The following is a 23,084-nucleotide window of genomic DNA, read 5'->3' on the forward strand; positions in this document are numbered from 1 at the left end:
ATGGACGCGCGTACTCGGCTTGAATTCAACGCACATTGCCCTCTGCGGCAAAGGTGATCGAACATGGATCTACAGATTGCCTTGCTGCTGGGGCAGGACGGCATAGTCAATGGTGCCATCTATGGTCTGATGGCGGTGGCGCTGGTGCTGGTGTTCTCCATCACGCGCATCATCTTCATTCCGCAGGGCGAGTTCGTTGCGTTCGGCGCGCTCACCATGGCGATGATGCAGGGCGGCAAGGTGCCGAGCACGCTGTGGCTGCTGGTCGTCGTCGCGCTGCTGTCGCTGGCCGTGGACCTGTGGCGCATGTCGCGCGGCGATCTGGTGAACTGGGGTGCATCCCTGCTGTGGAGTGTGGCGATGCCACTGGTCGCGGCGGTGCTCGCGCTCGTGATCAAGCCCGGCGCGCTGCTGCTGCAGGCCCTCACCACGTTGTGCATCATCACGCCGCTCGGGCCGCTGATGTATCGCCTGGTCTATCGGCCGATTGCCGACGCGACGGTGCTGCTGCTGCTCATCGTCTCGGTCGCGATGCATGGCGTGATGGTCGGGCTCGGGCTGCTGTTCTTCGGCGCGGAAGGCTCGCGCACACCGGCGTTTTCCGAGGCGCAATTTCAACTCGGCGACATGACGATCTCCGGGCAGTCGCTGGTAGTGATCGGTGTGGCGTTGGTGCTGGTCGGTGCGCTGTACGCGTTCTTTGGCGGCTCGATGATTGGCAAGGCGCTGCGCGCCACGGCCATCAACAGGGTCGGCGCGCGGCTCATGGGCGTGCCCACGGCGCTGGCCGGTGATACGAGCTTTGCGTTGGCGGCGCTGATCGGCGCGGTATCCGGATTGCTGATCGCGCCGCTCACCACGGTGTATTACGACACCGGCTTTCTCATCGGTTTGAAAGGCTTCGTCGCCGCGATCATCGCGGGGCTCGCGAGCTATCCGATTGCGCTCGCCGGAGCGCTGCTGGTCGGTCTGCTCGAAGCCTTTTCGTCGTTCTGGGCGAGCGCGTACAAGGAGGTACTGGTGTTCACGCTGATCATCCCCGTGCTCTGGTGGCGCTCGCGCAGCAGCCGCCATGTCGAGGAGGATGAGGAATGACGGGCCGCGCACACGCCCGCAAGTCTGGCGGCCTGTTGACCACGCGCACGGTGACTGCGCTCGCGATTGCGGCGCTCGCGCTGTCGTGGCATTTCCTGCCCGATTTCACGCAGGTGATCATGGGTTACATCGGCCTTTACGCGCTGGTCGCCGTGGGGCTGGTGTTGCTGACTGGCGTGGGCGGCATGACCTCGTTCGGACAGGCCGCCTTCGTTGGCGTGGGTGCGTATTCCACCGCCTTCATCTGTACTTCGCCCGAGGTCACCCAGTGGCTGGGCGCGTGGGTCGGCGGCGCAGCGCTGCCGTGGGTCGGACTGCTGTTCGGCCTCGTCATTGCGTTCATGGTCGCTTGGATTCTGGGCTCCATCACCGCCAAGCTGCAGGGCCACTACCTGCCGCTGTGCACCATCGCATGGGGCTTAAGCCTGTACTACCTGTTCGGCAACATGCAGTTCCTCGGCGGGCAGACGGGGCTGCGCGGCATTCCGCCGCTGGTGATCGGTGGTTTGTTGCTCGACACGCCGCGCACCATGGGCGTGTTGATCTGGGTGGTACTGCTCACCGCGCTCTGGCTCATGCACAACCTGCTCGATTCGCGCGAAGGCCGTGCGATCCGCGCGCTCAAGGGCGGGCGCATCATGGCCGAATCGATGGGCGTGAACACCGCCCACTACCGCACCAAGCTCTTCGTGCTGGCCGCGCTGCTCGCAACGATCTCGGGCTGGCTCTACGCGCACATGCAGCGCTTCGTGAGCCCGGCGCCGTTCAATCTCAACATCGGCATCGAATACCTGTTCATGGCTGTGGTCGGCGGTGCCGGACACCTGTGGGGCGCGGTGCTCGGCGCGGCCGTCATCACGCTGCTCAAGGAAAAGCTGCAGGACATTCTGCCGATGCTGTTCGGCACGGCGGGCAACTTCGAGATGATCGTCTTCGGCCTGCTCATGGTGCTGGTGCTGCAGCGCTTTGCCAACGGCCTGTGGCCCACGCTGCAGCGGCTGACGGCGGGCTTCATCACCCGCTCACCTCAGAAGCTGCCCACAGCTGACGCCAAGACGCTGGACCAGCGCACCATGCCCCAGTCGGGCGAAGTGCTGATGGCGGCCTCGCATGTCACCAAGCGCTTTGGCGGTTTGGTGGCCAACAACAACGTGACCATGGACCTGTGCGCGGGCGAGGTGCATGCGCTAATCGGGCCCAACGGCGCGGGCAAGAGCACCTTCTTCAACATGATCTCGGGCGTGGATTCCGCGAGCGACGGCGAGGTGCGCTTCATGGGGCACGTCATGGGCGATGCGCCCTCGCGCCGCTTCGCCGCACTGGGGCTGGCGCGCACCTTTCAGCATGTGCGCATCCTCGGCGAGCGCACGGTGCTCGAGAACGTGGCGCTTGGTGCCCACCAACGCGCGCATCGCGGCTGGATCAGTTCGATGCTGAGGCTGGATCGCAAGGAAGAAGCGGCACTGCTCGCTGACGCGCGCGCGCAGATCGAGCGCTGCGGTCTTGGGGAACTCGCCGATCAGCCCGCTGCTTCGTTGGCGCTGGGACAGCAACGTATCGTCGAGATCGCGCGAGCGCTCGCCAGCCATCCGGCGGTGCTGCTTCTGGATGAGCCCGCAGCGGGTCTGCGGCACCTCGAGAAGCAGGCGCTCGCCGATCTGCTGCGGCAACTGCGCGCGCAGGGCCTCGGCATTCTGGTGGTGGAGCATGACATGGGCTTTGTGATGAATCTCGCGGATCGCGTCACCGTGCTGGAATTCGGCAGCGTGATCGCATCCGGCACGCCCGCCGAGGTGCAGAGCAACGAGCGCGTGCTGCGCGCCTATCTGGGCGGCGATGATGAGGAAGACGAGGTGGTGCGATGAACGAGAACCTGCGCGAGCAGCCGGTGCTGCTCAAGCTGCGCGATTTCAGCGTGTCCTACGGCCCGGTCGAGGCCGTGCACGAGATCGACATCGAGGTGCGTCAGGGCGAGATCGTCACCGTCATCGGCCCCAACGGCGCGGGCAAGACCACGCTGCTCGGCGCGGCCATGGGTCTGCTGCCCTCGCGCGGCGAGATCACTTTCGACGGTGTGCCGATCAAGCGCTGCACGGTCGAAAAGATGGTGGCGAACTCGGTTGCATTGGTGCCGGAAAAGCGCGAACTGTTCGGTGAAATGTCGGTCAAGGACAACTTGTTGCTCGGCGGCTTTTCGCTGTGGCGCAAGGGGCAGCGCGACCAGTCGCAGCGCATGCAGGAAGTGTTCGCAATCTTCCCCCGCCTCGAAGAGCGCAGCGCGCAACTGGCATCGACGCTTTCGGGCGGCGAACGCCAAATGTTGGCGATTGGCCGCTCGCTGATGGCGCGCCCGCGCCTGTTGATGCTCGATGAACCCTCGCTGGGGCTTGCGCCCAAGATCGTGCGCGAGGTGCTGCAGGTGGTGGCGTCGCTGCGCGATCACGGCGTGTCGGTGCTGCTCGTGGAGCAGAATGCACGCGCCGCGCTCAAGGTCGCGGACCGCGCCTATGTGCTCGAATCGGGCAGCGTGGCATTGAGCGGCTCAGCGCGGGATTTGCTGCATGACCAGCGCATCATCGACACCTATCTGGGCGCTGCCAGCGCCCATGCGTGAAATTACCCATGGCGCTTCCTGCTGCACGCTTCACGCAGGGCACGAAACTGGCGCTGCTCAGGCGAGGACAGGCTTGCTAAGGGTCGCTCCGCCGCGCTGGCTGCGTCCCACTGCCCGCAGTGTGCAGCAATGCGTAGAGCGGGGGGGAAGACGCGAAGCGACTCAGAGGGGTGTTTCTCAAACAAACCGAAAGCGCAGCGTTCCGAGCTTGCCATAGTCGGCCACGAACGCATCGCCCGCCTTTGCGGGAACGGGCCGTGTGAAGGATCCGGCGAGCACGATCTCGCCTGCTTCCAGCGATTCGCCCCAGGCCGCGAGTTTGTTGGCGAGCCATGCCACGCCGATGGCGGGGTGGCCCTGCACGCCTGCGGCGAGGCCCGTTTCCTCGACCACGCCGTTGAGTTGCAGGATCGCACCGCACCATGCCAGGTCAATGCCGAGCGGATCGGCGCGGCGTGCGCCGACCACGACACCCGCGTTCGCCGCGTTGTCGCTGATGGTGTCGTAGACCTTGCGCGCCACATGCGTGTGGCGGTCGAACTGCTCGATGCGTGAGTCGATGATCTCGATGGCGGGCGTGACGTAGTCGGTTGCCGCCAGCACGTCGTGCAGCGTGATCTCCTTGCCGCCCGGCAGGCCCGCGCCGCGCAGCGGTGACTTGAGCACGAACGCGAGTTCCACCTCCACGCGCGGGGCGATGAAGTGGAGTGCTGGAATGTCGAGCACAGCACCCTCGTGCGCGGTGTAGAGCATGTTGTCGAGCAGCGTGCCGTAGTCGGGCTCGTCGATCTGGCTGGACAGCTGCATGGCGCGCGAGGTGAGGCCGATCTTGTGGCCGATCACCTTGCGCCCGCGCGCGATCTGCAGCTCCACCCATCGGCGCGCTATGCGGTAGCCGTCTTCCACGCTCATGCTTGGAAAGCGCTTGGAGAAATGCTCGATTTGCTGGCGCGTGCGCTCGCTGGCATCAAGTTCGGTGGCGAGTTGAGTGAGTAGGATGTCAGTGAACATAATGTGCGCGCGCTCAGGCATGCGTTTGGAACAGCGGATGCAGACTGCTGCGCTTGCCGTCATACACTTGGCTCAGGCTTTCGTCGACCTGTACGGTCAGGCCCAGATGGTGGGTGCGGAACAGGGCGTCGAGATGCACGCTCGCGGTGGCGAGCAGCGCGTCGCCGACCTTGGTGTGGACCAGCGTGGAGCGGCCACGCCCCATGCGCAGATTGATGTAGACAAAGCCGTAGTCGGGGTTGCCGCCTGCCTCCATGGCGGCGGCGCCGCCATCGGCAATCGCGCAGTGCGCAGCCGGGTAGGCGAACACGCGCACGCCGCCGGTGGGGAATACCTGCGAGCCGTCTTCGGCGCGCTGCGAAAGCAGGGTGTCGGCCAGCGCATTGCACAGCATTTGCATGTCGGCAAGCGTGTCGAGATTGGCGCTGTAGTTCATGACGATGTGCGGCATCAGATCACCTCCATGGTGGCGGTAGTGCAGCTCACTGCAAAGATGGGAACCGGCTCGCAGAATTGCACCCGTCCCTGTCCGCGTGCGGCGGCAGCTACGGCGATGAAGGTACGGATCTCGAAGCCGCCCTGGCCGCCATCGGCATAGGTCTCGGCATCGGTGTAGGAGAGCATGGCGGCCTTGTCGTTGCGGGCCCAGCGGGCCATGAATGCGCGGTCCCACGCGGCGTTGACCTTGCCCGAATCGGGCGTGGCCGGCCAGTGCGAGATGCCGCCCGTTCCGATGATCGCGATGCGCTCGGGCGCCTTGTCGCAGGCGCGGCGCAGGGCCTCGCCGAAGGACCAGGCGCGGTGCAGCGGCGCGAGCGGCGGACCCTGGCAGTTGATGTTGACGGGGATGATCTTCGTTGTGAAATCGGGCGTCAGAAAATGCAGTGGCACCATGATGCCGTGGTCGAACTTCCACTCCTCGGCATAGGCCACGTCCACGGTCTGCATGACCTCGGTGACGAGGCGCAGCGAGAGCGCGGCGTCGCCGGGAATCTCGCGCCGTGCGATGCCCAGCCACGCGGGGTCCTCGATGGGGCCTTCGTACGCATCGGCCATGCCGATGGCGAACGAGGGCATGTTGTTCATGAAGAAGTTGGCGAAGTGCTCGGCCGCGACGACGATGACCGCGTCGGGGCGCGCCGCGCGCAACTGCTCGCCGAGCCGCTTCATGGCGTTGTGCACGGCGTCCTTGACCTCTGGATCGGCCAGATGGGCGCGGCTCGTGATGCCGGGGGCGTGGCTGCAGACGCCTGCGAAGACGAGGCTCATAGTCCGGCCACCTTGTCGTCAACGCCCGTGGTCATGGCATAGATGCCACGGCGCACGGGACCATGTTGCTGCACGCCGTCGCGCATGGCCTGCAGGTATTCGGGCCAGGAGAGGCCGAGCAGCGGCGCGAAGTGCATGAGCAACTGGCCGTTGCAGCCGAGCACATAGAGCTTGCCGATGTCGCCGCGGTCGATGGCGTCGCGCTCCTCATCGTCGAGCGCATATTCGGCGAGCAGCGACGCGCGGTCTTCCCTGTAGCGCTGCTGCACCTTGGGCTCGCGGTTCAGGTGGAAGAAGAACTTCTGCATTGCGTACAGGCTCATGATCACACGCCCCAGTGCGGGATGTGGTGGCTGCCGAGCGAGACCGCGACGTTCTTGGGCTCGCAGAAGACCTCGTAGCTCCAGGTTCCGCCCTCGCGCCCCGTGCCCGAGGCCTTGGTGCCGCCGAAGGGCTGGCGCAGGTCGCGCACGTTCTGGCTGTTGACGAAGCACATGCCGGCCTCGATGGCGGCGGCCACGCGGTGGGCGCGGCCCACGCTCTCGGTCCAGACGTAGCTGGAGAGTCCGTACTGGATGTCGTTGGCGAGCGCGATGGCGTCGGCCTCGTCCTTGAACGGAATGATGCAGGCGACCGGGCCGAAGATCTCGTCCTGTGCGATCCGCATGCGGTTGTCCACGTCGGCGAACACGGTGGGCACGACGTAGTTGCCGTGCTTGACGCGCGCGGGCAGATCGGGCACGTCGAGGCCGCCGCAGAGCATGCTCGCGCCTTCCTTCTGGCCGAGTTCGATGTAGTGGCGCACCTTGGCGAGATGCGCCTTGCTGATCATCGGGCCGACGATGGTCTTTTCATCGAGCGGATCGCCGACGCTGATCTTCTTCGCGCGTTCAACGAAGCGATCCACGAACTTCGCGTAGATGCCTTGCTGCACGAGGATGCGGCTGCCTGCGGTGCAGCGCTCGCCGTTGTTGGAGAAGATCATGAAGACCGCCGCGTCGAGCGCGCGCTCGAAGTCGGCGTCGTCGAAGATCACGAACGGGCTCTTGCCGCCCAGCTCCATGCTGAATTTCTTGAGACCCGCCGCCTGCACGATGCGGTTGCCGGTGACTGTGGATCCGGTGAACGACACGGCACGCACGTCGCGGTGGGCAACCAGCGGCTCGCCCGCGTCCTTGCCGTAGCCGTGCACGAGGTTGAGAACGCCCGGCGGCACGCCTGCCTCAAGCGCCAGCTCGCCCAGGCGCGCGGCGCTCATCGGCGAGAGCTCGCTCATCTTGAGCACGGCGGTGTTGCCGAACGCGAGGCAGGGCGCGACCTTCCAGGTGGAGGTCATGAACGGCACATTCCACGGCGAGATCAGCGCGCACACGCCTACCGGGTGGAACAGCGTGTAGTTCAGGTGCGTGGGCGTGGGGTAGGTGTGGCCGTCCACGCGGGTGCACATCTCGGCGAAGTAGTAGAAATTGTCGGCCGAGCGCGGCACGAGCTGCTTGCCGGTCTGCGCGATGACCTGGCCGCAGTCGTTGGTCTCGGTTTGCGCGATCTCGGGCACGTTCTGCGCGATCAGGTCACCAAGCTTGCGGATGATCTTCGCGCGATCGGCGGCGGGCGTGTTCGCCCATTTCGGAAAGGCCTCCTTGGCGGCGCGCACGGCAGCATCGACATGGCTTTCGCCGCCCTCGGCCACCTCGGCCAGCACCTCCTGCGTGGCGGGGTTGATGGTCTCGAAGTACCGCTCTCCAGCAACACTTTTTCCGTTGATCAGATGATCGATGCGCATGCGGATTCTCCAGGTTCGGTGGGCGCGTGGCGTGGCCTCAGGCCGGCGGCTGCGGCTCGCCGACGATGGTGTTGACGAGGCGTCCCACGCCGCCGATTTCGGTGATGACCTCGTCGCCCACCTTGCAGTCGGCCACGCCGTCGGGCGTGCCGGTGAGGATCAGATCGCCGGGCGAGAGCGTCATGAAGCTCGACAGGTGCGCGATCAGCGCGGGGATGTCGTGCACCATGTCGCGGGTGTTGGCGTTCTGCTTGAGCTCGCCGTTGACCCAGCTGCGCAGTTGCAGGTTCATCGGATCGGCGATGTCGCAGGCATCGACGAACCACGGCCCGACGGGCGTGCATCCGTCGCGGTTCTTCACGCGCAGATTGGGGCGGTAGTAGTTCTCGAGATAGTCGCGGATCGCGTAGTCGTTGACGGTGCAGTACCCGGCGACATGGCGGTAGGCGTCCTCGCGGCGCAGGTTGCGGCAGGGCAGGCCGATGACCACGCCGAGCTCGCACTCGAAATGCATGTAGGCCACATCGGCCGGCCGGTACGAGACACCGCGATGGCCGATCAGCGCGTTCGGTCCCTTGAGGAACACCAGCGGCTCCTCGGGCGCCTTGGCGAACTGGATTTCCTTGGCATGGTCGGCGTAGTTCAGGCCGAGCGCGAAGATGGTGCCGAACTTCATCGGCGGCAACCAGCTCACCTCCGTTTCGGTGAGCGTGCGACCGTCGGGCAGTTGCAGCAGGCCGTCGGCGCCTTCGGTGACCGACAGCGTCTGGCCCCGGTGGATCACGCGGGCGTGCTTCATGCGCGTGCTCCTTCCGCGATTTCTTCATCGACCAGCGTGTGGCGCAACTGGCCGAGTCCGGGCACGCTGATCTGCACCGTGTCGCCCGCATGCGCCTCGGGCGAGCCCTCGCCGGGGCCGAGCAGCAGCACGTCGCCGGGCCTGAGCGTCATGAACGCGCTGACGTCGGACAGCAGGCGGGGCGCGCTGCGCACCAGATCTGCAAACCCGCGCCGCCAGTTGGCCGAGACATGGCCGCGCGCGTCGCGGATCTGCACGTCGAGCATGGCCTCGTCCACCTTGAAGCCTGACGGCGCAGCGAGCACCGCACTCATCGGGCAGAACTGGTCGCGGCAGCGCTGGCGGATCGCGGGGCGGTAGTAGTTGTCGTGCGGCAGCGTGAGGTCGCTCGCGATCACGTAGCCGCTCACATGGGACATCGCCTCGTCGGGCGTGACCTGCCAGGCCGTGCGACCGATCACGAGGCCGAGGGTGGCATCCACCCGCACCACGCCGGGCGTGCGCGGCAGCGGAACGGCCACGCCGTCGCCCGCATGGGTGTTGCGCGGCTTGATGTAGAGAACCGGAGCCTGTGGCGGCGCCTTGTAGGGCGCCTCGCCGAACTGCGCCGCCATGCGGGCCTGTGTGGCGCGGTCATTGAGTAGCGCGCCGTACACGGTGCCATGCGCGGTTCCACGGCGGGCGTCCGGGGTGTGGATCATTGCCGCTCCAGCGCGATCAGTTCATCGAGCAGCTTGTAGAGCTCCACCAACTTGCCCTTGCCGTAGGTGATCTCCAAATCCGCGTAGTGCTGCGCAATCTCGCGCGACAGGCGCTTGACCAGCTCCAGCCCTTGATCGGTGGCCGACACCACGGTGCGGCGCTGGTCGGCTGGGTCTTTGTTGCGCTGGATGAGCCCGTCGCGCTCCATGCGCGTGAGCACGCCGGTGAGGCTGGGGCCGAGGAGATAGGCATCCTTGGCGACTTGGCCGGTTTCCAACTGCTGGCCATCTCCCAGCGCACGCAGCACGCGCCACTGCTGATCCGACAATCCGTTCTTGCGGAGATGCGGTCGCGTGTGGCCCATGATCGACTCACGCGCCTGCAGAAGCAGACTGGGCAGATTGCGATGTTTGAGTGAAGAGGTCATTTATTTAATAGGTTAAATAAATGCGCGGGTTTCTGCAAATGATTTTTGACCTATTTATGCCTAGGGAAAATACGTAGAAGCGAGCAGGCGAGGCTGCTCGTTCAAGTGTGTCGCGAAGACGGGGGGAGAAAAGCGGCCGGGCGGGCCGCTTGGAGCCGAAGGCGTCAGGCGCGGAAGCCGTGTTCCGAGGCCGGGCTGACCCAGTGGCCGGAGGTGCCACGCAGCACCACTTCATAGGCACCCTCGCCGCGCAGGGCGAGGTGCTTGGCCAGCGCCATATTGCTGTTCTCGGAAGTAAGCCCTTGCAAGACCACGTCGAAGCCGGTCAGCGCAATGCGCACGCTGCGGATGCCAAGGCCTGCTGCATCGTCGCCGGTGGCGGGCAGGGTGAATTCGGGGCCGAGCAGGGCGCTCCAGCGTGCGAGCGTGGCGTCAAGATCTTGCACCGCCACGGTGATCAGCGCTACGCCGGTGGCACCGTTGGCGTGTTGCAGGAGCGCTGCATCTTCAGGCACCCGCAAGTTGCGCGGAGTGATGTCGCCGCAGAGAAACGGCACGTCACCCGTGTCGTGACGCGCCGTGGTCCATTTCACCTGCTGGCCGTCGGGACGCAGACGCTCGCCGGGCACCGGGCCGCGCAGGGTGTCGAGCCCGCGTGCGCGCGCCGCAGCCAGGTCGCCCACCGGGTCGGCCGAGAGCAGCGCGAAGTCGACGAGGCCCTCGCCGCTTTTGTCGAGCGTGGCCCACCAGCGCTCCTCGGGAGCGGGCGAGCGCCAGGCCTTGAGCTCCAGATAGGAGCCGTCGGCCAGCAGGATGAGCGCGTTGTGCGAGCTGCGGCCCTGGTGGTCGCCGCCCGGCTGGACGGTGAAGCCCAGCGCGCGGTACTGTTCGATGGAGCGGGAGAGGTCGTCGACGGCGATGACAACGTGATCGAGAGAGAGATTCATTGAACCGAGTCTCTCACTCTTCGAGCTTCAATTTGGTCTCCAGCACGAACTTGCGCCAGCGCTCGTACTCCTGATGCGTGTGGCGGTCGAGCCCGGGCCCGTCGCTGCCAATCACCTCGAAGCCCGCAGCCGTGAGCTTGCTGTGCACGTCGGGCGTCTGCAGCGCACCCTGGAACTCCTTGGTGAGTCGCTGCACCGTCGCGTGCGGCGTGGCCGAGGGCGCGAAGATGCCGATCCACGAGTACGCCTCAAAGCCCGGAAAGCCGCATTCGGCCACGGTCGGCACGTCGGGCAGCTCGGGCAGGCGCTTGGCGCCGGTGACGGCCAGCGGCTTGATCTTGCCCGCGCTGATCTGACCGCGCAGCGCCGCGTAGCTCAGCAGCGTGAGCGTGGTCACGTTGCCAAGCACCGCCTGCACAGCCGGGCCACCGCCGCCGAATGGCACGTGCAGCACGAAGGTGCCCGAGCGGCGCTTGATGTCCTCCATCACCAGGTGGTTCATCGAGCCCACGCCGGTCGACGCATAGCTGAACTTCCCGGGATTGGCCTTGGCCTCCTTGAGGAAGTCGCGCAGATCCTTGCCCTGCACCGCCTGCGCGTTCGCGCCGATGACCAGCGGAAAGCGCACGGCCAGCGTCACGCCGACGAAGTCCTTGAAGGTGTCGTAGGGCAGCTTGGGCTTGGCGATGGGGTTGATCGCGTGCGTGTCGAAGCTCACCAGCAGCGTGTTGCCATCAGGCGCGGACTTGGCGACGTACTGCGTGGCAATCTGGCTGGCCGCGCCGGGGCGGTTTTCGACGACCACCGCACGGCCCGCAAGCTCCGCCAGGCGCGGCTGGATGATGCGTGAGGCGATGTCCGTGCTGCCGCCCGGCGGGAACGTGACCTGCAGGCGCATCGGCGTTTCCTCGGCATGGGCGAGGCCGCTCATTCCGGACAGGCCGGTGGTGGCGGTGGCCGCGCCCAGCGCAACGGCCTGGCGGCGGGTGAGTACGGGTCCTCTCGTCATTCAGTGCTCCTCAGAAAAAATCGGTGATCGAAACGAATCGGTGTGCAGTGCGCAGTGTCGGGGGAAGGGGATCAGCCCATCCATTGGCTGACCGGGACGGCGGTGTCCTGCAGCGGCTGCGAGAAGATGTCGATGAGCGCCGGGCCATCGTGCGCGAGCGCGGCCTTCAATGTGCCTTCGAGATCGCTCGGGTCCTGCACCGTCCAGGCCTTGACGCCAAAGGCCTCGGCCACGCGTGCGTGGTTGGTGCGGTTGAAATCCACCGAGAAATAGCGCTCGCCATAGCCCGTCTTCTGGCTAGCCTTGATCCAGCCGTAGACCGAGTTCGAGAACACGATCATCTTGAGCGGCACATTGCGGCGCACGATGGTTTCGAGCTCGCCGCAGGTGAAGCCGAAGCTGCCATCGCCCATGGCCGACACCACCACCGAATCGGGCGCGCCGACCTGCGCGCCGAACGCGGCCGACATCGAATAGCCGAGGGCGCCGTGCGCGCGGTTGGTGATGAAGTGGCGGCCTTCCTGCGGCGCGTCGAAATAGGCCGAGAAATACGGGCAGGGCGTGCCCGGATCGGCCACGGCAATCGCACGCTTGGGCAGCAGCTTGTTGAGCGTGGCGAGCACGCGCTCGGGGCGGATTGGCAGCTCAGCCGATTGCGCGAGCGGGTTGAAGAAGGCCAGCTTTTCGAGACGCGCCTGCGCCGCCAGCGCACACCCGTCGGAGGTGCCCGCTGGGCGCTGCCCGATGATCTTCTGCACGGCGGTATCAAGCGCTTCGAGTGCCAGACGCGCATCGCCCACCATCGCCACATCGGTCAGGTAGTTGGTGCCGATGGTCATCGCATCCACATCGATGTGCAGGATGGTCACGCCGCGCCCCGGCATCTGGCCGTGCTCGGTGGTGGTCGAGCCAGCGCGGCAGCCGATGAACAGCACCAGATCGGCCTGCGCGACGACGGCGCGCGTCGCGGGCACACCGCCATTGGTGCCGACCACGCCCGCGTTCAGCGGATGGGTGTCGGCGAGGCTGCCCTGACCGCTCACCGTCAGGCACACCGGTGCGTTCAGGCGCGTGGCGAGGGCTTCGAGCGCGGCGCTTGCGCCCGAGATCACCACGCCGCCGCCGCAGATCAGCACCGGCGACTTCGCCGCCACGAGGCGTGCTGCCGCGTCATCAATGGCGGCGGGATCGGGCGCGCTGCGTGTGGCGGGGAAATGGTCGTGGCCGGGTTGCGCCCACACGTCCTGCGGGTTGGGCAGCTCGTGCTTTTGCAGGTCATACGGCAGGCAGATGTGGGCCGCACCGGGGCGCCCCGTGGTCATCGCGCGGAAGGCGCTTCGCATGGCGTGGGGGATCTGGTCGACGCGGTCGATGGTGGTGTTCCACTTGGTCAGTGGTTTGTAGAGGGCCTGCTGGTCCAGTTCGGTCAGCGGAAACTTGCCGCGCGCGCCCACTGACACATCGGTGGTGATGCCGAGCACCGCAATCGACGACTCGTTGGCCTCCACCAGCCCCGGCAGCAGATAGGTCGCACCGCCGCCGCTCGGGCCCTCGCACACTCCTACCTTGCCAGTCACACGTGCATAGCCGTCGGCCATGTAGCCAGCGCTGCGCTCGTCGCGCGTGAGGATGTGGTCCATGCCATGATCCAGCCGCGCCATCGCGTCGTAGAACGGCAGGCTGGTGTCGCCACAGAGACCGAAAATATGCTTCACGCCATTGTGTTGCAACATCCGTACCATCGCGTCTGCACCATTTATGGGCGTTGTGCTCATTGCCGATCTCCTTGAGTAAATACGTTAAGAATCCATTTGAGTATACTTAAATCATGTCGACGGAGAAATCCCCCCCCAAGGCCAAAGCGGTCAAAAAGCCGCGCGCCAACCCCATTTCGCGCATGCGGCGCGAGCGCGGCAGCGATGTTTTTCAGACGCTGCGCGACATGGCCATCAGCTACCAGCTCAAGCCCGGGGAGCGCCTGAGCGAGATCGAACTCGCCGCGCGCCTCGGCGTGAGCCGCACCCCCGTGCGCGAGGCGCTCGCGCGGCTGGTGACCGAAGGCTTTCTTGAGCCCTGCACGCGCGGCTATATGCGCCGGCCGTTGCAGGTGCAAGACGTTCTCGACATGTACGAGGCGCGCATGGCTGTCGAGCGCGAATGCCTGCGCTACGCCGTCGAACGCGCGAGCCAGACGCAGATTGACGAGATGCAATCCTTCCTCGACAAGAGCCGCGCCGCCGCGCCCGGCACCGCTGTGCGCGAACTGGTGGAGTTTGACGAGGCCTTCCACAACCGCATCGCGCAGATGTCCGGCAACGGCGAGCTCGCGCGCATGCTCGGCAACCTCAATGAACGCGTGCGCTTCATCCGTTGGATCGACATGGAAAAAGTCGGCCGCGATTCCACGCAGAAGGAACACGGTGCCATTGCCGACGCCATAGCCCGTCGTGACAACCAAGCGGCGGCCCAACTCATGGACGAGCACATCGCGCTGCGCCGCGAACAGATCGTCGAGGCCGTGACGCAGGGGCTCGCGCGGATATTCTTGGCCGATGAACTGGCATAGGCGAACGACGTCGATGCTGTATATTTAGCCAGTATTTCTTCACACCCACCACGTGCAGCACCCCATGGCCAAAGACAAGGCAATCTTCACCTGTACCGAATGCGGCGGCACCAGCCCGCGCTGGCTGGGCAAATGCCCGGCGTGCGGCGCATGGAACACGCTGGTGGAGACGGTGGTCGAGGGCGGCAACGCGGGCGCAAGCAAGAACCGCATGAGCGCCGGGAGCTATGCCGGCCTTGCGCAGGCCCAGGCCGTCACGCCGCTGGCCGCCATTGAAGCGCAGGATGTGGCGCGCAGCCCGAGCGGCATCGAGGAGCTGGATCGCGTGCTCGGAGGCGGCATCGTCGAAGGCGGCGTGGTGCTGATCGGCGGCGACCCGGGCATCGGCAAATCGACGCTGCTGCTGCAGGCCATGGACGCGCTGCACCGCACTGGCATGCCCACGCTCTACGTGACCGGCGAGGAAAGTGGCGCGCAGGTGGCGCTGCGCTCGCGGCGTTTGGGGTTGGACCACAGCCAGGTGAATGTGCTGGCCGAAATCCAGCTCGAAAAAATCCTCGCGACCATGGAGGCCACGCAGCCTGCCGTGGTGGTGATCGACTCGATACAGACGGTGTATTCCGACCAGCTCACCAGCGCGCCCGGCTCGGTCGCGCAGGTGCGCGAGTGCGCGGCTCACCTCACGCGCGCGGCCAAGTCCACCGGCATCGCGGTGATCCTCGTCGGCCACGTCACCAAGGAAGGCGCATTGGCAGGCCCGCGCGTGCTCGAACACATGGTGGACACCGTGCTCTATTTCGAGGGCGACACGCATTCGAGCTTCCGCCTCGTCCGTGCGATCAAGAACCGCTTTGGTGCAGTCAACGAAATCGGCGTCTTCGCGATGACTGAAAAGGGCCTGAAGGGCGTGACCAACCCGAGCGCGATCTTTCTCTCGCAGCACAGCGAACCCGTGCCCGGCAGCTGCGTGCTCGTGACGCTGGAAGGCACGCGCCCGCTGCTGGTTGAAATCCAGGCGCTCGTCGATTCCTCAGGCCCCGCACCGCGCCGCCTGTCTGTGGGCCTCGACCGTGACCGCCTCGCCATGCTGCTGGCCGTGCTGCACCGCCACGCAGGCGTGGCCTGCGCCGATCAGGACGTGTTTGTCAACGCGGTCGGCGGCGTGCGCATCAGCGAGCCCGCAGCCGATCTGGCCGTGATGTTGTCCATCACCAGCAGCCTGCGGGGCAAGGCCCTGCCCAAGGGCTTCATCGCGTTCGGTGAAGTGGGTCTGGCAGGCGAGGTGCGCCCCGCGCCGCGCGGTCAGGAACGCCTGAAGGAAGCCGCGAAGCTCGGCTTCACCGTAGCGGTAGTGCCCAAGGCCAACGCGCCGAAGAGGCCCATCGAGGGGCTTGAAATCCACGCGGTGGAGCGGGTGGATGAGGCGATGAGTATTGTGCGGGGGCTGGGCTGAAGCGCTGCGGCGCTGGTATTCCCGCTTGCCACGCTGTAGCGCAGGGCGCAGCATGTAAGACTCCCCTCAGGCCACGGTGCGTGGCCGGGTTCAGGCATCCGGCCGCATCTGCGACCTGTCGGAGGCAAGCAGCATGAACTCTTCTTCCAGCAACCCTGTGTTCTCAGGGTCCGTCCCGCAGTTCTATCAGCGGTACGTGGTCCCCGTGATCTTCGAACCTTATGCGGCCGATCTGGTTGGGCGAGCGGTTCTGCTTGCGCCCACGTCCGTGCTGGAGATCGCGGCGGGCACGGGTGTGCTGACGCGCCATCTTGCCGATCGATTGCCGTCAACGACCTCCATCGTCGCGACCGACCTCAATCCCGCCATGCTGGAGCAGGCGCAGCACGTGGGAACTTCGCGCGCAGTGACGTGGCGCCAGGCCGATGCCATGCAGCTTCCGTTCGCGGCGGACTCGTTCGACGCCGTGATGTGCCAGTTCGGATACATGTTTCCGTCCGACCGGGTGGCCGCCTATGCCGAGGCGCGACGCGTGCTGCGCCCGGGCGGCACGCTGCTGTTCAATGTATGGGGGCGCATGGAGGACAACGATTTCGCCAATATCGTGACCGAGTCCTTGGCGCAGTTGTTTCCGACGGACCCGCCCCGTTTCCTCGCGCGCATCCCGCATGGCTACCATGACCGGGCGGCCATATCGAGTGATCTCGTCCTCGCAGGATTCGGTGGCGTCAACACGGTGGATACCGTGACGCTGCCAAGTCGTGCCGACTCGGCGCGCGATGCGGCGATTGGCTTCTGTCAGGGCACTCCGCTGCGCGCGGAAATCGAGGCGCGCGGCGAGAATCTGCTGGAAAGGGCTACCGACATTGCGACCGCTGCCCTCGCGCAGCGTTTCGGCGCGGGGCCGGTTACGGCGAACATGCAGGCGCACGTCGTTGGCGCGCCGAAAGTGGATTAGGGCTCGGCGAATTCCCCTGACTCTACGCACCATCCACAGTGGCCATGCAGGCATCCCGTTGCACAATGCGCCCCATGAATTTCCGCAAATATCTCATCCCGATCGGTATCGCCTGCCTGTTCATCGCCTCGTACAACGCTTGGGGCTGGCAGGGGCCAATCACCGTCGCGGGCGGCCTGGTGATGTGGGGGCTGCTGCACTACACGCGCCTTATGAACGTCATGCAGAAGGCCAACAAGAGCCCGATTGGCTATGTTGGCAGTGCGGTCATGCTGAATGCCAAGCTGCGTCCTGGCGTGAATTTGCTGCACGTGCTGGCGATGACGCGTTCGCTCGGCGAATTGCAGACGCCCGAGGGGACAGACCCGGAAATCTTCCGCTGGACCGATGGAACCCAGTCCTTCGTGACCTGCGAATTCGTCAATGGTCGACTGGTACGCTGGGAATTAAAGCGCCCCGAAACGCCTGTCGAAGAGGCTCCAGCCATCGAAATGGAAGCCAATTCATCCGCCCAATCGTAAAATGCTGGGTTTTGCGACTCAGAGCAATTCAAAAGGATGACCATGAGCCCCGTAGTTCCCTCGATGGCTGACCGTGACGGCAAGATCTGGATGGATGGTCAAATGCTGGACTGGCGCGACGCCAAGATCCACGTACTGACCCACTCGCTGCACTATGGCTGCGGCGCTTTCGAAGGCGTGCGCGCGTACAAGACGGAGCAGGGCACGGCCATCTTCCGCATGGAAGACCACACCGATCGCCTCTTCAACAGCGCCAAGATCCTGCGCATGTCGATTCCGTTCACCAAGGATGAGGTGAACGAGGCGCAGAAGGCCGTTGTGCGCGAAAACAAGCTGGAGTCCTGCTATCTGCGTCCGCTGACCTGGATCGGCTCCGAAAAGCTGGGTGTGTCGCCCAAGGGCAATAAGATCCACCTGATCGTGGCGGCCTGGGCCTGGGGTGCCTACCTCGGTGAAGACGGCATGAAGCGTGGCATCCGTGTGAAGACTTCGAGCTTCACGCGTCACCACGTGAACATCACGATGACGCAGGCCAAGGCGTCGAGCAACTACACGAACTCGATCCTCGCCAACATGGAAGCGACGGACGATGGCTACGATGAGGCGCTGCTGCTGGACAGCTCCGGTTTCGTCTCCGAAGGCTCGGGTGAGAACGTGTTCATCATCAAGAACGGCGTGGTCTACACGCCCGACCTGTCGGCCGGTGCCCTGAACGGCATCACCCGCAACACCGTGTTCGCGATCTGCAAGGATCTGGGAATTGAAGTGGTTCAAAAGCGCATCACGCGCGACGAGGTCTACATCGCCGACGAGGCCTTCTTCAGCGGCACCGCTGCGGAAATCACCCCGATCCGCGAACTCGACCGCATTGAAATCGGCACCGGCACCCGTGGCCCGCTGACCGAGAAGATCCAGACCGCGTTCTTTGACATCGTCAATGGCCGCAATCCCAAGTACTCCAACTGGCTTGCCAAGGTGTAATCGATATGACCCAAGCTGTTGTTGAACTTCTGGCCAAAGACCTGAATGCGCAGGGCGGTGTGTATTGCCCCAATCCCAAGGCCGACATGAAGCTTTGGAATTCGCACCCCAAAGTCTATCTCGACGTCGCCCACCACGGCGAAGGCAAGTGCCCATACTGCGGCACGGTGTATCGCCTGAAGGCAGGCGAAGTGGTCAGCGCCGGCCACTGATCTCGCGGCGTTCGCGGATTGATCGTTCTGCCGGGGTACGCGCTCGCTCCGCCGTTGTTGGTTTCAACACGCGGAATGTGTGCGCGCTGCTACAGCTGTGAATTAATGTTTGCACGCTTGGCAGCGGTCCCCGCTTGTGGGACAAACTGCGTTCTGCATCCATTGCGGTACAACACGAGTCCCTCACCTTGAAATTTGCATTTGGAAATCCGGCCGCGTTGTCGTGGCCGGTTCGGCTGAATTCAGCTGCTGCGTTTGCCGTTCCCGGTCTTGCGCTCTGGTTGGCGTCCGGATACTCATACGGCGCCGTCCTGCTGCTGATCGGCGCTATTGTCACGCTCAAGCGTTGGGTGATTGAACCGCAGCGCTCGCTTACTTGGTGGTTCGCCGCCTGCATGTTCGCCATGGCAATGCTGTGGGTGGCGCTGGCCGACCCGGCCGAGCGCATGGGTCAATGGGACCGGCCGTCCAAATTCATCCTTGCGATCCCGTGCCTGCTCTACGCCACGGTGTTTCCGCCGCGTCCCCGGGCGTTTGTCTGGGGGCTGATCGTCGGCTGCCTCGGTGCCGGTGCCATTGCCATCTGGCAGGTCCATGGTCTTGGTGAGTGGCGCGCTACCGGGCGCACCAATGCCATTCAATACGGCAATCTGGCGCTGCTGCTGGCGGTGTTGCTCGCGGTGTTCCTGGCTGCCATCCACAAGCAGTTGCACTGGGGCGAGAAGATTCTGGCGGTGGTTGCCATCGTCGCGGGGCTCGATGCCTCGGTGCTGTCTGCTTCGCGCGGCGGCTGGCTCGCGTTGCTGGTAGTGCTTCCGTTCGGCCTGGGACTGCTGTACCGCTATCGTGCACGGCTGTTCTGGCGCGTGGTGGTGGGTTTGATGATCGCCGTCGGGTTGATGTCGGTGATCAACCGCGACATGCTGAGCGCGCGCTGGGACGAAATGACCTCGGAAATCAAGGTCTACGACACCAAGCGCGATGCCAATACTTCGGTGGGCCAGCGCCTCGAACACTGGCGCTTCGCTGTCGATGCGGGCATGGAAAAGCCGCTGCTCGGCTGGGGCGTGGCGGGCTATACCGCCGAAAAGCAAAAGCGCGTGGCTGAAGGCAAGTACCAGTCGGCCATCATCGAATACAAGTTCGTGCACAACGAGGTGCTCGACGTGTTTGTGAAGACTGGCTTCCTCGGAACGGGGCTGTTGCTGTGGTTCTATCTGCTTCCGATCTGGATGTTTTGGCCCACGCGCGAGCGCATGGCCCTGCTGGACGCGGGCAGCAATCCGCCACTTCGACGCATGGTGCTGGCCGTGCGCATGTGCGGGGTCTGCGTTCCGGTGCTGTTCATCGGGTTCGGCTTCACGCAGGTGTTCTTTGCCCATAACAGCGGCATCATGTTCTATCTGTTCAGCCTCATCCTGCTGTGGTCGATGTTGATCGGGCTGGAGCGCACGGCGCGTGGTTTGTCGCCTGCCAAGGCTTGAAGGGCAAAGGCCCTGCGCGTGGGGCTTCCTTTACACTCGCTGCCATGTCAAAGTTCACGGATGCCCGCCCACCGTCTGAGCCCGCAGACCGTGCATCCAGACGGCCACGCGTGCTGCATTTCGTCACGGGGGGCTTCTCCGGTGCCACGCAGGTCGCCATCGACATCGTGCGCGGACATCTCGCTGGCAAGCAGTTCGAGCCACTGCTGGTGCTCAGGCGCAAGCCGCAGACCGAACAGGCGCGTGTGGATGCACTTGTCAACGAAGGCCTTCCCGTGGAGCTGGTCTCCGGCTGGGCGCACATCGCCACCGTGAGGCAGCTTATCCGGATCTGCGAGCGATTCAAGCCCGACATTCTGGTGGCCCACGGTTTCAGCGAACATCTCTGGGGGCGCTACGCGGGGCTGCTCGCGAAGGTGCCGCACCTCGTGCATGTCGAGCACAACTCGCGCGAGCGCTACACTTGGTCGCGCACCCAGCAGATGCTGTGGCTGTCGCAGCGCACCGACGCCGTCGTGGGCTGCTCCGAGGGCGTCAAGCAGGTGCTGCTCGGCAAGGGAACGCCGACCGACCGGACGCTCGCCATCTCGAACGGCATCCGCACCGAGCCCTTCGCCACGGCGCCCGACCACCCTTGGCGCGAACGCATTCCCGGCATCGTCATGGCCGCACGCTTTGCGCGGCAGAAGGACCACACCACGCTGCTCCAAGCCATCGCGCTGCTGAAGACGCGTGGCCTGAAGCCGCCCGTCAAGCTCGCGGGCGGCGGCAAGGCCAGCGCGCAGAAGGCCGCGCGCAAGCTCAGCGCGGAGCTCGGGCTCGACGATCAGGTGGAGTTTCTGGGCCACCACAAAGATGTTCCCGGCTTGCTGATGGCGCACCAGATCTGTCTGCTCTCCACGCATTACGAAGGCATGCCGCTGTCGCTCATTGAAGGCATGGCAGCAGGCTGCACGGCCATCGGCACGCGTGCGCCGGGGGTGCAGGAGGTGATCGAGCATGACCGCAACGGGTTGCTGGTAGAGCATGCAAATGCCGAGTCGCTCGCCGATGCATTGCAGCGTGTACTGACGCAGGCGGGGGAGGGCGAGCGCCTCGCTCGGCAGGGGCGTGAAGACGCCATTACCCGCTACACGCTCGAGCGCATGATCTCGCGCTACGAGGCGCTGTTCTCGCTGATCATGGCCGGGCAGCGCGGCCATCAGGATTTTTCGCAGATATGACGCAGCATCCGCAACAACTTCCATCGATCCCGCCGCCATGGCTCAGCGTGCTGGTGCCTGCCTACAACGTCGAGCCGTACCTCGAGGAATGCCTCGCGTCGGTGATGGAGCAGACTGCCGATCTGCCGGGCGTGGAAGTGCTGGTGCGCAACGACTGCTCGACCGACGGCACGGGCGCGCTCATGCAGCGCCTGGCCGAACGCTGGCCGGGGCGGCTCACGCTGATGGAGAACGAGCGCAACTGGGGCCTGAGTGCCACGCGCAACGCCATGCTCGACGCGGCGCGCGGCGAGTATCTGTGGTTCATCGATTCCGACGACAAGATCCTGCCCGGCAGCATGGCCGCGCTGCACGACATCGTCGCAACGCATTCCCCCGACGTGGTGCTCTGCGACTTCGCGGTCTGGCGCGAGAAACCCAGGCTCAAGCACCGCCTGCGTGGGGAGCGCCATCGCCGCACCTTCGCGGGCGCGGCGCGCACGCTGTTGACGGACCGATGCGATGCCCTCGCCGATGTGTTGATGCCCGGCGAGCTGCACGCATGGTCCAAGATCACACGGCGCGCGCTGTGGGGGCGCGACCTGCATTTCCCCGTCGGACAATGCTACGAGGACATGACGAGCATGCCGCTCGTGATGCTGCGCGCGGCGAGTTTCTATTACGCCGACGAGCCGTGGATTGCCTACCGCCAGCGCAGCACGAGCGTGCTGGCCAATCCGAATTTGAGCAAGGCACTGGACCAGTCGATGGCGCTCAAGGAATTTCATATGGCGCTGCAGACCAGTGGCTGCGCGGACCACGCGCGCTTGCAACTCGCGCTTGCGCATCAGAACGCGCGCAACTTCATCGGTTCGATGCGCTTTGTCGACGCCATGGACGACCTCAATCCGAAAAAACGCGAGGCCGTGCAGCGCATTCGCGCGAACTTTCTGGCCGCATCACCACTCTCGCCAGAGGCTTTGTGCAAGGCCTACAGCGCACGTGGCTGGTGGCTGCGCAGATCCAAGCTCCAGCGCTGGCTGAAGGCGAGCGAGACCGCATGAGCCAGCCGCAGGACATTGCATTGCGCGACAAGGGCGAGCTGCTGCTCGCGCGCCTCATCTACGGCTGGGAGCGGCTGCGCAACAAGCCGGTGCGCGACTACGTCGCCAAGTCGTTCGAGCTGATCGAGATTCCGCTCGCCACGGGCGCCAAGCCTGCTCCGAACACGCGGAGCATTCCCCGCATTATCTGGGCGTTCTGGACCGGTGCCTCCAAGCCCGAGCTCATCGAACGCTGCTTCGCCAACTGGCACCGAATGTGCCCGCAGTTCGACATCCGCATCCTCGACGAGGACAGCGTGCTGCAGTATCTGGACGCCATACCGCCATCGTTGCAGCAGGCGAGCGCTCCCAAGCGCGCCGACTGGGTGCGCGCCGAGTTGCTCAAGCGCCATGGCGGTATCTGGCTTGATGCGAGCACGATACTCACCACGTCACTGGATTGGGTGATCGACGAACAGGCCCGCACGCAGAGCGACTATGTGGGCTTTTATCTCGAGCAGTTCACGGCCGATGCTGCCTACCCCGTCATTGAAAACTGGTTCATGGCCGCGCCACCTGGAAGCCCGTTCATCGTCGATCTGCAGGACGAATTCACCACGCGCGTGGTTCCCGGCAGCAACGAAGCCTACATCGACAAATTGCGCGAAGAGGGTGTTTACGACCAGTTGCGCCAGCGCATTTTCTCGCCCGAATATTTGACCATGCACTTGGCGATCCAGTACGTGATGCGCAAGCGCGGCGGCTACCGCCTGGCGCTGGCACGCGCGGAAGACGGTCCGTTTTACTACCACGTGGCGGCGCGCTGGAGCCGTGGCCTGCTCAAGGTGCAACTCATGATGCGCCCCAGAGCCCCGGTGATGCCGCCCATGGTCAAACTGCGCAAGCCCGACCGCAAGCGGCTGGACCTGTATACGCAGCGCCGGCTGGTGCGCCCTGACAGCATTCTTGGTCACTATCTGGGTCTTTAACACTACGGCAGACGAGACA

24 protein-coding genes are annotated in these 23,084 nt (G+C 65.0%); 13 read left to right on the plus strand and 11 right to left on the minus strand.

All coding sequences use genetic code 11. From position 1 onward, the window contains the following. Positions 1 to 63 precede the first annotated feature (63 nt). Genes G7047_RS24965 through G7047_RS24975 form a run of 3 tightly spaced genes read left to right on the plus strand, consistent with a single transcriptional unit; the run spans position 64 to position 3,709 of the window. Positions 64 to 1,095: a branched-chain amino acid ABC transporter permease gene (locus G7047_RS24965; RefSeq protein ID WP_166311063.1), complete on the plus strand. Its 1,032-nt coding sequence runs from the start codon at positions 64 to 66 to the stop codon at positions 1,093 to 1,095. Then, a complete protein-coding gene (locus G7047_RS24970; RefSeq protein ID WP_166311065.1) occupies positions 1,092 to 2,960 on the plus strand; it encodes an ATP-binding cassette domain-containing protein in 1,869 nt (622 codons plus the stop codon). The genes G7047_RS24965 and G7047_RS24970 overlap by 4 nt, the downstream gene beginning before the upstream one ends. Beyond that, positions 2,957 to 3,709 carry an ABC transporter ATP-binding protein gene (locus G7047_RS24975; protein WP_166311067.1) on the plus strand — a complete coding sequence of 251 codons (753 nt, stop codon included), beginning with the start codon at positions 2,957 to 2,959 and terminating at the stop codon, positions 3,707 to 3,709. Before G7047_RS24970 ends, G7047_RS24975 begins: the two co-directional genes overlap by 4 nt. A 177-nt stretch (positions 3,710 to 3,886) precedes the next feature. Here G7047_RS24975 and hpaH read toward each other — a convergent pair whose 3' ends face one another. The 11 genes from hpaH to G7047_RS25030 all read right to left on the minus strand — a co-directional run bounded on the left by hpaH (position 3,887) and on the right by G7047_RS25030 (position 13,431). After that, positions 3,887 to 4,720 carry a 2-oxo-hept-4-ene-1,7-dioate hydratase gene (gene hpaH / locus G7047_RS24980; protein ID WP_166311068.1) on the minus strand — a complete coding sequence of 278 codons (834 nt, stop codon included), beginning with the start codon at positions 4,718 to 4,720 and terminating at the stop codon, positions 3,887 to 3,889. Between the two features lie 13 nt (positions 4,721 to 4,733). After that, entirely contained in the window at positions 4,734 to 5,171 is a 438-nt protein-coding gene (locus G7047_RS24985; protein WP_166311069.1) for a 5-carboxymethyl-2-hydroxymuconate Delta-isomerase, read from the minus strand. Next, positions 5,171 to 5,989: an extradiol ring-cleavage dioxygenase gene (locus G7047_RS24990; RefSeq protein WP_166311070.1), complete on the minus strand. Its 819-nt coding sequence runs from the start codon at positions 5,987 to 5,989 to the stop codon at positions 5,171 to 5,173. Before G7047_RS24990 ends, G7047_RS24985 begins: the two co-directional genes overlap by 1 nt. After that, positions 5,986 to 6,312, minus strand: coding sequence for an aromatic ring-opening dioxygenase subunit LigA (locus G7047_RS24995; protein WP_166311071.1), 327 nt, complete (start codon positions 6,310 to 6,312; stop codon positions 5,986 to 5,988). Before G7047_RS24995 ends, G7047_RS24990 begins: the two co-directional genes overlap by 4 nt. Before the next feature lie 2 nt (positions 6,313 to 6,314). Beyond that, positions 6,315 to 7,772 (minus strand): 5-carboxymethyl-2-hydroxymuconate semialdehyde dehydrogenase, encoded by a 1,458-nt coding sequence (hpaE, locus tag G7047_RS25000; protein ID WP_166311072.1) that lies wholly within the window; start codon positions 7,770 to 7,772, stop codon positions 6,315 to 6,317. Positions 7,773 to 7,809: 37 nt separating this feature from the next. Next, positions 7,810 to 8,571: a fumarylacetoacetate hydrolase family protein gene (locus tag G7047_RS25005; RefSeq protein ID WP_166311073.1), complete on the minus strand. Its 762-nt coding sequence runs from the start codon at positions 8,569 to 8,571 to the stop codon at positions 7,810 to 7,812. Next, positions 8,568 to 9,272, minus strand: a complete 705-nt coding sequence (locus tag G7047_RS25010) for a fumarylacetoacetate hydrolase family protein (RefSeq protein WP_166311074.1) — start codon at positions 9,270 to 9,272, stop codon at positions 8,568 to 8,570. Before G7047_RS25010 ends, G7047_RS25005 begins: the two co-directional genes overlap by 4 nt. After that, positions 9,269 to 9,700 (minus strand): homoprotocatechuate degradation operon regulator HpaR, encoded by a 432-nt coding sequence (gene hpaR / locus G7047_RS25015; protein WP_166311075.1) that lies wholly within the window; start codon positions 9,698 to 9,700, stop codon positions 9,269 to 9,271. The genes G7047_RS25010 and hpaR overlap by 4 nt, the downstream gene beginning before the upstream one ends. 164 nt (positions 9,701 to 9,864) lie before the next feature. Beyond that, positions 9,865 to 10,647 carry a VOC family protein gene (locus G7047_RS25020; RefSeq protein ID WP_166311076.1) on the minus strand — a complete coding sequence of 261 codons (783 nt, stop codon included), beginning with the start codon at positions 10,645 to 10,647 and terminating at the stop codon, positions 9,865 to 9,867. Positions 10,648 to 10,660: 13 nt separating this feature from the next. Beyond that, complete coding sequence (locus G7047_RS25025) at positions 10,661 to 11,656, minus strand: tripartite tricarboxylate transporter substrate binding protein (protein ID WP_166311077.1); 996 nt, start codon at positions 11,654 to 11,656, stop codon at positions 10,661 to 10,663. A gap of 71 nt (positions 11,657 to 11,727) precedes the next feature. Beyond that, entirely contained in the window at positions 11,728 to 13,431 is a 1,704-nt protein-coding gene (locus tag G7047_RS25030; RefSeq protein ID WP_166311078.1) for a thiamine pyrophosphate-binding protein, read from the minus strand. A gap of 53 nt (positions 13,432 to 13,484) precedes the next feature. Between G7047_RS25030 and G7047_RS25035 the strand changes: the two genes are divergently transcribed. The 10 genes from G7047_RS25035 (at position 13,485) to G7047_RS25080 (ending at position 23,065) form a co-directional block, all read left to right on the plus strand. Beyond that, on the plus strand, positions 13,485 to 14,222 hold the full coding sequence (locus G7047_RS25035; RefSeq protein WP_371813825.1) for a GntR family transcriptional regulator: 738 nt from the start codon (positions 13,485 to 13,487) through the stop codon (positions 14,220 to 14,222). 64 nt (positions 14,223 to 14,286) lie between these two features. Then, on the plus strand, positions 14,287 to 15,675 hold the full coding sequence (radA, locus tag G7047_RS25040; protein WP_166311079.1) for a DNA repair protein RadA: 1,389 nt from the start codon (positions 14,287 to 14,289) through the stop codon (positions 15,673 to 15,675). Between the two features lie 133 nt (positions 15,676 to 15,808). Continuing rightward, positions 15,809 to 16,633 (plus strand): class I SAM-dependent methyltransferase, encoded by an 825-nt coding sequence (locus G7047_RS25045; RefSeq protein WP_166311080.1) that lies wholly within the window; start codon positions 15,809 to 15,811, stop codon positions 16,631 to 16,633. 74 nt (positions 16,634 to 16,707) lie between these two features. Continuing rightward, positions 16,708 to 17,154, plus strand: coding sequence for a glycerate kinase (locus tag G7047_RS25050; protein ID WP_166311081.1), 447 nt, complete (start codon positions 16,708 to 16,710; stop codon positions 17,152 to 17,154). A gap of 42 nt (positions 17,155 to 17,196) precedes the next feature. Next, positions 17,197 to 18,135: a branched-chain amino acid transaminase gene (locus G7047_RS25055; RefSeq protein ID WP_166311082.1), complete on the plus strand. Its 939-nt coding sequence runs from the start codon at positions 17,197 to 17,199 to the stop codon at positions 18,133 to 18,135. Between the two features lie 5 nt (positions 18,136 to 18,140). Continuing rightward, positions 18,141 to 18,347, plus strand: a complete 207-nt coding sequence (locus G7047_RS25060) for a zinc-finger domain-containing protein (protein ID WP_166311083.1) — start codon at positions 18,141 to 18,143, stop codon at positions 18,345 to 18,347. A gap of 188 nt (positions 18,348 to 18,535) precedes the next feature. Beyond that, positions 18,536 to 19,831, plus strand: a complete 1,296-nt coding sequence (locus tag G7047_RS25065) for an O-antigen ligase (RefSeq protein ID WP_240939257.1) — start codon at positions 18,536 to 18,538, stop codon at positions 19,829 to 19,831. Positions 19,832 to 19,875: 44 nt separating this feature from the next. Continuing rightward, the gene (locus G7047_RS25070) at positions 19,876 to 21,054 is read left to right on the plus strand and encodes a glycosyltransferase family 4 protein (RefSeq protein WP_166311084.1); all 1,179 of its coding nucleotides are present in this window, start codon (positions 19,876 to 19,878) and stop codon (positions 21,052 to 21,054) included. After that, a complete protein-coding gene (locus G7047_RS25075) occupies positions 21,051 to 22,097 on the plus strand; it encodes a glycosyltransferase family 2 protein (RefSeq protein ID WP_166311085.1) in 1,047 nt (348 codons plus the stop codon). Before G7047_RS25070 ends, G7047_RS25075 begins: the two co-directional genes overlap by 4 nt. Next, positions 22,016 to 23,065, plus strand: a complete 1,050-nt coding sequence (locus G7047_RS25080; RefSeq protein WP_240939258.1) for a capsular polysaccharide synthesis protein — start codon at positions 22,016 to 22,018, stop codon at positions 23,063 to 23,065. Before G7047_RS25075 ends, G7047_RS25080 begins: the two co-directional genes overlap by 82 nt. Positions 23,066 to 23,084: the final 19 nt, after the last annotated feature.

This window comes from Diaphorobacter sp. HDW4A, assembly GCF_011305995.1.
GTDB lineage: Bacteria > Pseudomonadota > Gammaproteobacteria > Burkholderiales > Burkholderiaceae_C > Diaphorobacter_A.